The organism is Gemella haemolysans ATCC 10379, assembly GCF_000173915.1.
GTDB classification, from domain to species: domain Bacteria; phylum Bacillota; class Bacilli; order Staphylococcales; family Gemellaceae; genus Gemella; species Gemella haemolysans.
Genome location: NZ_ACDZ02000008.1, coordinates 223,384 through 238,440 on the forward strand (window position 1 = coordinate 223,384; position 15,057 = coordinate 238,440).

The 15,057-nt window shown below is 34.0% G+C and carries 5 protein-coding genes; 2 read left to right on the forward strand and 3 right to left on the reverse strand.

Annotated elements, in window-relative coordinates; all coding sequences use genetic code 11:
- Nucleotides 1–126: 126 nt before the first annotated feature.
- Entirely contained in the window at nucleotides 127–1,122 is a 996-nt protein-coding gene (locus tag GEMHA0001_RS03480) for a Tle-like phospholipase domain-containing protein (protein ID WP_003144374.1), read from the reverse strand.
- Nucleotides 1,123–1,403: 281 nt separating this feature from the next.
- Between GEMHA0001_RS03480 and GEMHA0001_RS03485 the strand changes: the two genes are divergently transcribed.
- Nucleotides 1,404–1,958, forward strand: a complete 555-nt coding sequence (locus GEMHA0001_RS03485; RefSeq protein WP_003144411.1) for a flavodoxin family protein — start codon at nucleotides 1,404–1,406, stop codon at nucleotides 1,956–1,958.
- Between the two features lie 456 nt (nucleotides 1,959–2,414).
- Nucleotides 2,415–6,713 carry a YhgE/Pip domain-containing protein gene (locus GEMHA0001_RS03490; protein ID WP_003144264.1) on the forward strand — a complete coding sequence of 1,433 codons (4,299 nt, stop codon included), beginning with the start codon at nucleotides 2,415–2,417 and terminating at the stop codon, nucleotides 6,711–6,713.
- Nucleotides 6,714–6,831: 118 nt separating this feature from the next.
- Here GEMHA0001_RS03490 and GEMHA0001_RS03495 read toward each other — a convergent pair whose 3' ends face one another.
- Together GEMHA0001_RS03495 and GEMHA0001_RS03500 are read right to left on the reverse strand one after the other, a co-directional pair.
- Nucleotides 6,832–13,224, reverse strand: a complete 6,393-nt coding sequence (locus GEMHA0001_RS03495) for an SIALI-17 repeat-containing surface protein (RefSeq protein WP_003144328.1) — start codon at nucleotides 13,222–13,224, stop codon at nucleotides 6,832–6,834.
- 639 nt (nucleotides 13,225–13,863) lie between these two features.
- Nucleotides 13,864–14,994: a tRNA(Met) cytidine acetate ligase gene (locus tag GEMHA0001_RS03500; RefSeq protein WP_003144357.1), complete on the reverse strand. Its 1,131-nt coding sequence runs from the start codon at nucleotides 14,992–14,994 to the stop codon at nucleotides 13,864–13,866.
- Nucleotides 14,995–15,057 lie beyond the last annotated feature (63 nt).

The window sequence follows — 15,057 nt, forward strand, 5'->3', positions numbered from 1 at the left end:
CTTACGTTAGATTAGTTGCCTTTTGATTTTTTGTTTCAAAAAATCAAATAAATATATTGTATATGTTATATAAAGCAATATAAAAAAAGACTCCTCATCTGACAAAAACGTCAGACAAGGAAGCTATTACAGTTCTTCTTTTTTCTTCGCAATATTATCCAATATAGCCTTGATAAAAAACTCAAAATTAACATTATACGGATTTTTATTCAAGTTATCTATCACGGTACGACTTACTAAAAGTGTATTCAGCTGATTCTCTAATTCTTCTATACGCTCTTCTGAAAAATTACTAAGAATACCTACCTCGGCCAGGCTAAAATCTTTATATTCTAACGATAAAAGATCATCATTTTCTTTTTTCTCAAAAGAACTACCAAAAGATTTTTGGTATATGTCTAAGAAACTTTTTATGCCATGCATTCCTGCTTCTTTTACAATAATTTCATCACCTACATAGTAGCCAATCGACAACAATTCGGAAATCCTTGTAAATATATCATACTCAGAAACGACTCTTTTCACATCCCCTGTAAAAGTTGCTTTTTTAATAGCCGTTTTCTTTACATTTCTAAGATATTTTTTCATGCGAGCAGCGTACAATTCACCGTCTTTTTCCTTATCCATAAAAATATCTATACCACCGATTAAATATATCGGAGCTGCATTAAAGACGACACTTTGCTGTACATCATACTCAATCGCAACACGTTGTGCAATACTCCCTCCCAGTGAATGACCTGTTAAAATAATATCATTACCATATTTTTTCTTCATACGTGTATAAAATCTATAACACGATGTCATATGTTCCGCTTGTCCCAAGCAAATACCCACTACATCAGCATACATATCCTTCTGTCTATCAAAATAAAAATTCGTTCCCGTATAAGATAAAATATAATTCCCTTCATTAGTATTTTCAAACAACGTCCCACTACTACCTGTTTTTGCATCATAAAAACTAGTCACGTAGTTCAGTTCTCCCGGGAAACTCCCTACTGTTTTTTGTAGGTTAATATATTCTCTTATCATGGCTTTTGGAATCTTTATCTTATCCATCGCTTCTACATGATATACTATAGACGATGCATGACTCGTTATCTCAAACAACCTTCCCATTCTCTTCTCCTATCACTATACTACTTGGTTTTCTTTATTATCAATTAGTATTTTATCATAAACCATGAATTATTTCCTATTTTTTAGTTAAAATCAGATTCTAATAGGTTAATTTTTCAATTTTTTTAATTTTTATTCTCCTCGAATTTTATAATTGATTATTATTTTCAGTTATTAGTTTAAAACTAGTTTTTTTTTGTTATAATAGTTATATGAATTTGATTATTATAGGGTTAATTTTTAGAAATATTATTCCAACATCCTAAGTAGGAGGCTTATTTATGAAAATTTTACTTGCTTACTCTAGCAAAACAAAAAATACTAAAAAAGTAGCCGAAGCTATTTACGAACAGATAAAAGATCAAGGAGAAGTAGATCTACTTGATATAAAAAAACAACGAAAAAAACTAGAAAAAGAGTATGATTTCTATATTCTAGGTGCTTGGACCGATAAGACAAACGCCAACAAAAACATGCAACGTTTTATCGATCAACAAGAAATACATAGTAAAGACGTTGCTCTATTTCTAACTTGTGGTGTTCCTCGTGAACATTATCACGCAGATGATTCAATTAATAATTATATCACCTTTATGGAAGAAAGAAACAATAGAATTCACGAAACTTTCGTCTGCCAAGGCAAGGTTGATCCAAAGGTTATAATAGTTTTCAAAATCCTTACTTGGCGTGACCCTAACTTTATCCACAAAGTTACACCAGATCTTGCCGACATGGTTAAAGAATCAAAAAAACACCCAGATCCAAAAGATTTAAAAGATGCTCAAAAATGTTTTAGCAATCTACTAGAACATAAAATAGCTCACACTTCATTATAATTACAAATTTCAAACAAAGGTAGTTATCCATTTTTAAGGATTTCTACCTTTTTTACATAATAAATATAATATACTATTTTTAAATTTTTTTATCAATTGCCATCTAACAAATAAATAGTAAACTAATTTTTTCCTTAATTAGGATAAATTATATAAATACTTAATGAAATTATTTTAAGTAATATATATCTTTTTATAAGTTTAAACAATAATCCACTTTTTATCAAAACACCACTATTACCATATATTAATCACCAGCAATAAATTTTAAAAGTTATAGTTTTTATCTCCATTATATATAATATACTTTAATATTAAATGTTAAAAATTCACTATTGCTAAAAAATATTTTGACTTTTAGTATATAAAGTTGTAGAATATCTTAAGTGATATATTATTATATCACACTAAATTAACATAATGGAATTTCGCCGACGAAATTTCTTTGGAGGAATTATGATAAAAAAAGAATTTAGTAGCCTTTTAAAGAGCAAAGGGTTAAAAGCTACCATGGCTACCGTTCTTCTAGTTCCTGTCCTATATTCAGGAACCTTCCTAAAATCCGTTTGGAATCCATACGACAACACTGGAAACATGAAAGTCGGAGTTGTTAACCTAGACCAAAAAGTAGATTTTAATGGAAAAACTCTAGAAGTCGGGAATTCGATGGTCGAAAAACTAAAAGATAACAAAAAAGTAAATTGGCAATTCGTCGATAAAGATACAGCCGATAAAGAATTACGAGAAGGAGACTACTACATGGTAGTTACAATACCACAGAACTTCTCTAAGAATGCTACGTCTTTATCAAATGATAGTCCAGAAAAAATGAACATCGACTTTACTACTAACTTTACTAAGAGTAAAAACGGTGAGAAAATCATGGAAACTGTAGCGAGCAACTTAACAAATACCGTTAAAGATCAAGTTGTAAAAACTTATACAGCTACTCTATACAGTAAGTTTTCTGAGATTGGCGAATCTCTTCACAAAGCAGCTGATGCTTCAAACCAACTGAACAACGGGCTTGGTCGTCTTAGTGAAGGTGGACAAAAACTTGGAAGTGGTATTAATCAACTTACTGACGGTTCTGGTCGCCTTTCTGCCGGACTTGGTCGTCTTAGTGAAGGTGGTTCTAAACTAAGCGGCGGTATCAATCAACTTACCGATGGTTCTGGTCGCCTTTCTGCCGGACTTGGTCGCCTTAGCGATGGTGGTTCTAAACTGAGCGATGGTATCAATCAACTATCTGAAGGATCATGGCGTCTGACTGCCGGACTTTATCGCCTTAGCGATGGTGGTTCTAAACTTGGTAATGGAATTAATGAACTTTCTAATGGTTCTAAACGTCTAACTGATGGACTAACTCGCCTTAATGATGGTGGTTCTAAACTTGGTAATGGAATTAATGAACTTTCTAATGGTTCTAAACGTCTAACTGATGGGCTTTCTCGTCTTAGTAATGGCGGTTCTAAACTTGGTAATGGAATTAATGAACTTTCTAATGGTTCTAAACGTCTAACTGATGGACTAACTCGTCTTAGTGAAGGTGGACAAAGACTTAATAATGGAGTTAGCGAACTTTCTGATGGTTCTAAACGTCTAACTGATGGACTAACTCGTCTTAGTGAAGGTGGACAAAGACTTAATAATGGAGTTAACGAACTTTCTAACGGTTCTAAACGTCTAACTGATGGACTAACTCGTCTTAGTGAAGGTGGCGCTAAACTTGGTGATGGAGTATCTCAATTACAAAGTGGAGCTGGAAGATTATCAGATGGACTAAGCTCATTAAATGATAAAAAAGATGCGTTAATTTCTGGTGTAAACGAACTAACTGAAGGATCTAATAAACTTACTATAGGTTTTGATACTTTCAAAACTAAAAGTATTATGCTTACTTCTGGTTTCAATTCTTTATACAACGGAAGCAAAGAATTCCAAGCTGGACTTCTAAAATACACTAACGGTGTTCTTACACTTAACGAAAAATTATTAGCTAAAAAAGATGATTTAGAAAAACTTAACGCGGGAAGTGCTGCATTAAATAATGGAATCGATAGATTATCAGACGGTATTTCACAAATTAATTCTGGACTTGCAGCTAAAAAAGATGATCTTAATAGACTTACTGCAGGTGGAGCTGCGTTAGGAGATGGAGTCGCTAAACTTTCTGAAAGTACTCCGAAACTTGTAGATGGGGCCGATAAGCTAAATACAGGTTTAAACGCATTGAACGCTAACTTACCTAGCGATAGTGATTTAGCCGCTAAGAAATCTAATCTAAATTCAACATTAGATAAACTTAAAGGATTAAAACTTACTTATAGAACTCATTTTAATCCACTTAACAGTGCTTTTGCAGAATTAGGTTCTCAACTAGAATCTATAAAAGCTCTTGTAGATCGTATAGAAACTCAATCTACTACAACTACTACAACTACAGCACCTACTGCAGCAGCTCCTACAGCTACTAATTTTTCAGGGTTGGAGCAAACATTATCTACAATGCAATTAACACCTGAGCAAAAAGCAAGTATCCTTGCTGCTGCTCGTAACGATGTTGCTGCTACACCAGCTCCTGCTGCTCAACCAACTACTACTGTTCAAAATAGTAGCAGTAACAACAATAGCCAGGTTAAAGCTGAACTTTCTTCAGCAATATCTAGCGCAAATTCAAAATATTCAAGTATGAAATATCGTGTAGGAAGATTAAATTATATCCAAACTCAACTTGATAAATTTGATGTAAATACACTTTCTGCTGAACTTGAAAAAACAATTAATGGTTTTTCTAGCATTAAAGATGTTGTCGGTAAACTTTCTGCTGGTAGTGGTCAATTAAAAGCTGGACTAACAATAATGAATGAAAAAACTCCTACCCTTATGGCAGGATTTAACCAATATAAAGGTGGAGTTGATGCAACTGTATCTTCTCTAACAACAGGAGACTTAGCAAATGGTCTTAACCAACTTGCTAATGCCACTCCAAAACTTAAAGACGGAGTAACAAACTACACTAATGGTGTAAATACTCTTACTACATCAATGACTACAGGCGAACTAGCACAAGGTGTAGGTACTCTTGCAGATAAAGGAGCAGAACTACAAGCTGGATTTGATAAACTAGGAGGCGGAATCAGCATAATGCACGATAAACTTCCTGAATTAGCTGGTGGAATCGATGCTTTAGTTAATGGAAATGCAAAAATTAATGAAGGACTTAACAAACTTCAAGGTAAACTTCCAGAATTAAGTATCGGTATTAGAGAACTTGATAACGGCGGTAAAAAATTATATCAAGGACTAACTAATATGAAAGCTAAAGCTCCGGAACTACTTAACGGACTTTACAGCGCGAAAGAAGGATCTGAAAAACTTTCTAATGGACTAGCTGCTATGAAAGCTAAAGCTCCGGAGTTAATCAATGGAGTTAACGCCGCGAAAGAAGGGTCTGAAAAACTTTCTAACGGATTAGCTACTATGAAAGCTAAAGCTCCGGAATTAATCAATGGAGTTAACGCCGCGAAAGAAGGGTCTGAAAAACTTTCTAATGGGCTTTCTGTTATGCAAGCTAAAGCTCCAGAATTAATCAACGGAGTTAACGCTGCGAAAGAAGGGTCTGAAAAACTTTCTAATGGGCTTTCTGCTATGCAAGCTAAAGCTCCGGAACTACTTAATGGACTTTACACTGCTAAAGTCGGATCTGAAAAACTTTCTGGCGCTCTTACAATCATGCAAGCTAAAGCTCCGGAGTTAATAGGTGGGGTTAACACTGCAAAAGATGGATCTGAAAAACTTTCTAATGGACTAGCTGCTATGAAAGCTAAAGCTCCAGAATTAATTAATGGAGTTAACACTGCAAAAGATGGAGCCAACAAACTTCATGGAGGACTTTCTACTATACAGGCTAAAGCTCCGGAACTACTTAACGGACTTAATACTGCTAGAGCTGGATCTGATAAACTTTACAGCGCTCTTACAATCATGCAAAATAAAGCTCCTGAGTTGATTGCAGGATTAGATAAAGCTAAAGATGGTTCTGGATTATTAGCAGATAAACTTTCTAGTGGAGCAGATAAACTTTCTGCAGCTAAATCTGGAGATAAAAATGTGGACATGATGTCTAACCCAATTAAAACTAATATCAGCGACATTTCAGAAGAAACTAGCTACGGTAACGCAATGGCTCCATTCTTCTTAGTATTCGGACTACTTATCGCTGCTGCGGCATTTAACATTCTATTCCCAGCTCGTAAAGCAGAATACGGAGAATCAACAAACAGCTTATTCGGTACAAGACTAGTATCAATGACAACATTCGCTATCTTAGCAACAATCATAGAAGTAGTAGCAATGAGTTTATTCTTCAACTTTAAAGTTCAAAACTTCGGAATGTACTTCTTTGGATTAATACTTTCAGGTATCGTGTTTATGCTAATAACACACTTCTTATCATACACATTTGGAAAAGTTGGTAACGCAATTAGCATCGGATTTGTAGCTTTACAATTCGTTCTAACTACACCACTATTCCCTAAAGAAATGTTACCTTCTATATACAGTGGTTTAATTCCTTTCACACCTGTATTCTACGGTGATACCGCTGTTAGACAAGCAGTTCTAGGTGGACTTACAAATGGAATTTACAACCGTGCAATATTAATCTTAGTTGTTTTAGGAATAATATTCTTAACTCTTACTTACATCTCTTACAACAAGAATAATAAAGCAGCTGTGAATTTAGCAAAATAATACACAACAAAAAAAATTCTAAGTAACATCAATATTTGTTACTTAGAATTTTTTATTTATAGAATCTCTTTATCGGATAAGCAGATCCCGTGCAATCACCTATCTGAACTTAATTCTATTATTTATAAATTGATTGTCTGAAATCATCTGTAGAGCGTAAGTACGCATTATAGATTTTTTGTTTTAATAAGTGTACCCAACTCGTTGATACATAACTTGTTGCTCGATCAATGTTAGCAATATCTTTCGCTATCGCTTCATCAATCAGCTGTTGCATCTGTGCAGCACTCGTTATAGTTACCTCTTTTGTGCTCTTAACATCACCTAATTCATATTGAATTGTTATCGGTTTTAATCTATTTAATTTAGCAATACGCTCATTAAACATCGCCTTTTTGAAATCAGCCCATGATTTATATTGGTTGTTAAATACCTTGCTTAATACTAAATCATCAGTTACTAAGCCGACATCTTTTCTATGCCAATCTGAGTACGCTACACTACCTTTTTGTTTAGCCTCTTCTTCATATTTATTCGATACATATGGAATAAATCCATTTTGATATCCTTTTTCAGCTAGAAGCTCGTAAGCAGTTTTTCTGAACATAATATCCCCAGGTGCACCTTTTGAATTACTTAGCGCTGCATAAATAGGAGAAAACATACTTATCACATGATATCCATTTCGTGCGTATTGACTATTATCTCTATAAGCACGACGATTAATAATATCGTTATCTATTAATGATTCTAAAGAAGTTAATTTTGCTACTTCCTCATTCGTCAACGGACGAACAGAGTTTCCTGCGTGAGTATCCTTCTTATACTTACTATCTTTTACATAGAAGTTTTCTATTTTTCTATACCATTTTTTCTTAACATCATTCGATTTAGATACTACAGCTTTAGCTTCCATCGCATCTAATGTGTACAGAACATCATACATTCCATGAACATATTGTTGAAGATCTGCTGCAGACTTATATCGCTCAGTCGGATTATACGTATGTAACCTTGTAAGAGAATCTTTAACTCCTTTGTATACCGTATTTAACACTATAGCATCTTTTTCTAAGCTGTCTGCAGATTGTAACAATCCTAGCGCGTATAATTCAGCTCCTAATCCTTCTCTACGTCCATTTCCTTCAAAGTAAATATGACCATCAGAGTTATGAGTCATCTCATGAGTGTAAACTGACGTTCCATATGCATCTAATAATCTATCACTTACATAATGCACTTCATAACCTGTAGCATAAGCTCCTGCTGCAGGACTATTTTCATACCATTTCCCTGTTGGTCCAAAGAAATTATAAATAGAATCTATATTCTTATCTGTAGCTGTCGCCCAATAACTTCTCCCTTGCGTATCTTTCATCGCAAATCCATCAACAATTGGAACTGAACGGAATAATTTTTCTTTATATTCAGAAGATAACAAGTTATACCAGATATCATAATGATCTCTTTCCCATTTAGAAGCTTGATCAATTTTCGAATGCACATACTTACGTAATGCATATCCAGAAAGAACAACTCCATCAACAGTATCACGATAACGTTCATAACCACCAAATGATAATGTAGACATATTCGAAATAGCATACACACTTTCTTCTGATAGTGTTAATAGTGGTAATAACATTCCTCGATACTTCCATGTAGGTGATGATATTCTATCATACACACCTAATGAATATTTACTGTCCGCTGCCGCTTCTTCTTGTTTTTTACGAACTTCTGGAATATCTGATTTAGTCTCTACTATATAAGCTTTAGTATTATCTTTAAACCACTGATTATTTGTTTTATTCGGTAAGAATAGCTTGCGATACGCTTCTACAAAATCAAATACTGTATCTTCTCCTTTTAATGGAGCAAGTAAACTACCGTATAATCCTATGCTGTTACCTCCGCGTAAGTTTTCTATCTCACTATTTCCGATTGCAATAATAGCATCTAAAGTTGAAGCTTCATTATTTCCATTAAAATCAAATTTATACATAGTTAAGTCTTTTGTATTCATATTATCATAATTAATATTATACCAACGACTCATATAAGTAAGACCTAATAAGAATGCCTCTTTATTTTTTCTGATTTTTTCACTAATATACTCAACTACACCTTCACCTACAGTATTAATAGATTTATCCATCACAAGAACTTTTCTTAAGTGTTCTCCAATATTGTCCTTAACTTTTTCGAACTCTCTATCTAGGTATAGATTATCTATAGCTGTATTATCTGTAACGCCTAGAACTTTTTTCATAGATTCTGAATTATAAACTACACCACGTAAATCCCCTAACACCTTATTGGCTATCTTAGTGTAATCCGAAACAAATGTTTCCGGAGTGAAGATATATTCTTTTCCTGTAACATTATATTCTAACACTTGGTTATTTTCAAAAGTTCCTTTGAAAGTAACATCTAAATACGATATAGTATGATCTTTATAGTGAAGCATCAATCTATTAATAGTATTTTTATTATTATAAATATCTGTTACAATATTATCGCCATTCATAGGTACAACATCAAGTAATTCGGTAGTATATAACTTATCTGTCTTATCAACCTTATTACCATAGTTAACAACTAATTCCTTATTATAGAACGGCATTAATTTTTCAATATTGTTATAAGCTACTTTCCTATCTGCTTGAGCTTTACTTAACTTCGTATAATCCACAGTTCGAATATTATTTTTTAAGAATTCTCCTGTGTCTTCAAGAGTTGTAGTTATTCCGTAAGTAGCAATTCTCTTATCAGCTTGCTCTTTAGTTAATTTAGTTGCATACTTATCATCTTTTTTATTATTAACAGCTGTCATAGCATTTACTATATCAGCACCATCATATTGATCTCCAGTAATAGCATAACCATAACCGACATTCATGTTACTAACTACATTGTTAATACGTCCATCTTTCCAAGTAGAACCTACGATTCCTCCGATTCTTGAATAGTTGTGACCATTTATTATTTTACCAGATGTAACAGAATTATTTATTAAAGCTCCGCCATCTACTTTACCTGCAATACCACCTGTGTTTTGACTAGTATTACGTGCTGCAGTAGAAATCTGAGCGTCCACTTTCGCTCTATCAATTACAGATTCAGAACCTGATAAGTTACCTACGATTCCACCTGCATAACTTGCTGTAGTATTAGCATGATTGGCTACAATAGTCCCTGTGAACGAACTGTTTTCTATCACTGTATTAGCAGCACTTACCACTAATCCTGCCACAGATTTTCTACCAGCAACCTTCCCTTCAACTGAAACATTACTAATAGTAGCTTTATTCGCCGTTTTCGCTAAAGCTGCAGCATTTTCTCTACTATCTACATCAACATTTTTAAGATCTAAGTCCTTAATCGTTGCGCCTCTTAATGTTTCAAATAACGGCTTCTTAAGGTCATAAATCGCATAAGATTTTGTTCCATCAGAACCAATTAATTTCCCTGTGAATGTTCCTGTTAAATAACTTGTTCCATTATTCAGAAGCCCAACTTCGTCAGCTGTCATATCAGAGCCAAGTTTAAAGACACCAGACATATTCCCTTGCATTGCAGCTACAAGATTCTTAAACGATGTATAAACCCCGTTTTGCTCAGCTTTCGTTTTAGCTACATTGAATGAATAATGATCTTTATATCCTTCTAACCCTTCTTCAACAAGTTGATTTGTCGCAGCAGTAACCTTATAGTTTCCATCTGCACTTTCTGTAATAGATTGCACAGGTAGGTACATTTCTTTAAATCTATCAGATTTAACTTTTGCAAAATAATTCGTTGTATCCCTTGGCACTTCACTTAAACTTAGATATCTACGGTAACGACCATTTTCTTTACCATATAATTCTACAGAATCGATATCTTTGATTTCTAACTTCTTATAATCTAAATTAAAGTTCTTAGTTGAAGTTTCTGTACTGTATTCATCAAAATCTCCTAAGTTATAAGTTAACTTAGTTTTTAATGTATACGGAGTATAGTAATCTAATCCTTTAATCACTTGTTCTTTGTTAGTATTTTCGATATCAACTTCTTTTACAAGCTTATCACCATCAAAAATTTGAGCTTTCGCTGAAACATAAGCCCAAGTAGGATCTGTTAAGTTATAACTTACAGTTATTGACTTCTTACTTTCATCTTTTATTAAGTTAGCAATTTCTACTGTAGGTTTCCTCTTAACAAGTGTTCCCAATTTAACAATTTGTTTTACAGGATCTATCTGCGTACGCGATAACTCTTTAGTCGCCTCAACTTTTCCATTTACTAGGTAGTCGTCATACTCAATTGTACGAAGTCCATCACGACCTTGTTGTTCGATTCTACGACGATTTTTCAGCAACATAGGATCTAAGATTTCCTCTACTTCGTATGGTAGAGTTTCTTTTGCTGTACGATGCTTAGTTACAACATCTAAGGCTGGTCGCTCCTCAAAAGTTGGTTCTAGTTTTGCACTACCTATAAACTCTGGAAGATCTGATTGTACTAACGCTTCTCCTTCATGTCCTACCTCTTGTGTTCCTTTTGTTGTTAACGCCTCTGTATATTCTGGAAGAGTTGGCTGTACTAATGTTTCCCCTTCTCGTCCAGCTTCTTGCGTTCCTTTTGTCGCTATTGGTTCCGTGTACTCTGGAAGAGCCGGTTGTACCAATGCTTCTCTTTCATGGCCTTCTTCTTGTGTTCCTTTTGTTTCTAACGGAAGAGTGTATTCTGGTACTTCATGTACCAAGTTTTTCACCTCTTCTCCTCCTGTTGTCGCAACCGGACCTGTATATTCTGGAAGAGCTGGTTGTACCAATGCTTCTCCTTCGTGGCCTTCCTCTTGTGTTCCTTTCGCTTCTAATGGAAGAGTATATTCTGGTACTTCATGTACTAATTCTTTTACTTCTTCTCCTCCTGTTGTCGCTGCCGGACCTGTATATTCTGGAAGAGCTGGTTGTACTAATGCCTCTCCTTCATTTCCTTCAATCTGCGTTCCTTTTGTTGCTACTGGATCACTATATTCCGAAAGAGCTGGTTGTACTAACGCTTCTCCTTCGTGACTTACCTCTTGTGTTCCTTTCGTCTCTATCGGAAGAGTGTACTCTGGCACTTCATGTACTAAATCTTTTACTTCTTCTCCTCCTGAAGACGCTACTGGTCCCCTATATTCTGGAAGTTCAGGTTGCACTAATGCCTCTCCTTCATTTCCTTCAATCTGCGTTCCTTTCGCTTCTAATGGAAGAGTGTATTCTGGTACTTCATGTACTAAATCTTTTACCTCTTCTCCTCCTGAAGACGCTACTGGTCCTCTATATTCTGGAAGAGCTGGTTGTACTAATGCCTCTCCTTCATTTCCTTCTTCCTGTGTTCCTTTCGTCTCTAACGAAAGAGTGTACTCTGGCACTTCATTCACCAACGCTTTTACCTCTTCTCCTCCTGTTGAAACAACTGGTTTCGTCTCTTGAGTTGATTGTGCCGGCTCTGGCTTAACCTTCAGTTGTGCTGGTTTCACCGGCTCTGGTTTAATTTTCGGTTGTACTGGTTGTGTTGGTTTCACCGGCTCTGGTTTGACTTCCGGTTGTACTGGTTGTGTTGGTTTCACCGGCTCTGGTTTGACTTCCGGTTGTACTGGTTGTGTTGGTTTCACCGGCTCTGGTTTAACTTCCGGTTGTACTGGTTGTGTTGGTTTCACTGGCTCTGGTTTAACTTCCGGTTGTACTGGTTGTGCTGGTTTCACTGGCTCTGGTTTAACTTCTGGCTGTACTGGTTGTGTTGATTGAGCTTTTCCATTCTCTCGCACAGGTTTTTGTTGTTGTGTTTGTTGTTTTGCACCCAGTGCTTGATTTTGATTATTCTCAACAATATTCTTTTCTTGAACCTTATTTTCTATTTCTTTTTTCTCGGAAACTTCTAGTTTTAGATCTTCACTTGTGAAATATCCCATGTATTTATAACCTGGAATATCAATAACTTGTCTTTCTAAATCTATATTACTAACTACATCTGCTTGTTTATTGAATTGTATTAGCGCTTTACTTTCTAGGGCAAATGTTTCATAAGGCATCACAACGCTTTGCCCCATCGCACCTATTAAAACTACACTTAAGACTTTATTTCTATATTTTTTACTAATTAATAATACTGCAAGGACTGCTGTACCTATTCCCAGTCCCGCAATCGGAAGGTTACCATTACCCGTATTAGGAAGGACTTCGGCTTTAGCTGTATCCTTAACTATTTTTTCATACACTAGATAATAAGTATCTTCATTTTTGTATTCTTTAGGAATACTTTCTTTTATTAATTTTTTCTCATTTTCATTTAATTCATTTTTTTCTACATATTTAAAATTAACATCAGTAGCAAGTACTTCTTGCATAGGCGCATAGCTTCCGAACATTAACATCCCTACAATTATAGGTGCTACACCGAATGATAATTTTCTAATAGAATATTTTAGTATTTTATTATTTATATTAATATTTTTCCTCAATAAAATCATCCCCATTTACTTTTTAAACAAAACTTTTTGGTTGTATACTTTACATACACTTACTATTGTACCAAAATAAATTATTATATTCAAGACATCTGATATATATAAATAACACCCTCTTTTTTATAACAGAAAAATATTATTTAATCAATTAGTACATTAGATAAAATATATATAAATTTAAGATATTATACAATCCCGTATTAATAAATAACCTTTAAATTTCTCTAACACCTCTCCCTCATATTTTATCTAGCAAAAACGACTTTAGAGCATAAAACACACCCTAAAACTAGGCTAGTTAGTCTAACTTTAAGGTATTTCTTTTTATATATTTTTAAATATTAAGTTTTCAACCTATTATTTTTCTTTACGTCTTCTTGTAGCCGCAACTAATCCAAGAACCGTTAATCCAAATTCCACTAGTTCAGCATTACTTTCTATCATTCCTGTAATCGTTAGGCATTGAACTTATGTGTGTTGTCATTCAAATAATTTATCGCAAGTTCCTTATCCTCTTTAGTGTAATTTCCTGCTTTACCCTCAACGATGATACCTGGTGCTTATTATTTATAGATTAGCAAGCCCTTCTATCCTTTTATATAAAAAATAAAAACAGAGAATTATATTTACTAATTCTCTGTTAGATAATTAATCTATTATTTGTATATTTTCTCTAAAAATATCTTTGTCATTAAATAGCAATCCATATATTCTCGCTACTTTAATATCTTGTTTAAACTTCATACTATTTTTGCTATTCAGCAGGGGATGGAGACTTATTTCACCCCCTCTATTAATCTCTCTTATAATAGCTGATTTGTTCTTTTTCACAGCTAGCACCCTAAAATTATTAGTAGAAAATTTTTCCTTGTAATCTTCTTTAGTAGTATTTGTTAAAATATGAAGTAGCACTCTCTGAATTTTCTTATTACTGTACCTTTTAGTCGCTATTAGTTCGACTAAATTACTGTAACTTTTCGCTACAAGCGTTGCTTCATAAATTCTATTTTCTAATCCTTCATTAACATCGTAAATCTGTTCTATTCCCTCTTTACCTAAAGATAAAATTTTATATTTTAAATATGGGAACAACGCGACCTCAGATGCTATAGTCTCTTTTCTCAGATCAGCAACCATTTCTTTCGAAAGGTATTTTTCTATCTTCTCATCATTTATATTATTCCTTATAGTAGTTGCGCTTAAATGAACCTCTCCTGAAATATTTGAACTATTCAAACCTTGACCTTCTCTTTTTACAGGAACCATTTTAATATCTAAGCCTGTTTCTCTAATAGCTTTATAGTAACTATATGCCAAACTGAAATTTGGATTGTTACTTTCCAAACCATATAACACACTGTTGATCTTAGCGTGATTAAGACCTGTTTTTAATAATTTCTTATATTCTTCTTCATTTATTTTTTGTTGTTTTGTGTAAATTTCTTCAAAGACGCTGACATCATCTTTTTCAGTTCCAAAGATTAAATGCGTTATTCCAGTCCCAGCTAATATTTCAATACTTTTTCTAGCAAAATCATCACCATATGCAACACTACCAAGATAAGGTAGCGCAATAACCATATCACAACCGCTTCTCACCGCCTCTTTAGCACGTATATAACCATCTACTATTGCTACTTCTCCTCTTTGTGTGAAAAATTCACTCATCACACAAATAACCTCACCATGATTTTCATCAGCCAATTTTCTTGCACATTCTATTAAATATCTATGTCCGCTATGTAGCGGATTAAATTCAGCAACTATTCCTATTCTCATTTTTCCGCCTCTCTTTTTACTGTTTTTGTGTAAATATAAAAGTAGCGAGATTTTTACTTAATA

Bases quoted from the DNA above. Each gene is read 5' to 3' on its own strand.
- GEMHA0001_RS03480 (WP_003144374.1), bottom strand. From the start codon at position 1,122: ATGGGAAGGTTGTTTGAGATAACGAGTCATGCATCGTCTATAGTATAT.
- GEMHA0001_RS03485 (WP_003144411.1), top strand. From the start codon at position 1,404: ATGAAAATTTTACTTGCTTACTCTAGCAAAACAAAAAATACTAAAAAA.
- GEMHA0001_RS03490 (WP_003144264.1), top strand. From the start codon at position 2,415: ATGATAAAAAAAGAATTTAGTAGCCTTTTAAAGAGCAAAGGGTTAAAA.
- GEMHA0001_RS03495 (WP_003144328.1), bottom strand. From the start codon at position 13,224: ATGGGGATGATTTTATTGAGGAAAAATATTAATATAAATAATAAAATA.
- GEMHA0001_RS03500 (WP_003144357.1), bottom strand. From the start codon at position 14,994: ATGAGAATAGGAATAGTTGCTGAATTTAATCCGCTACATAGCGGACAT.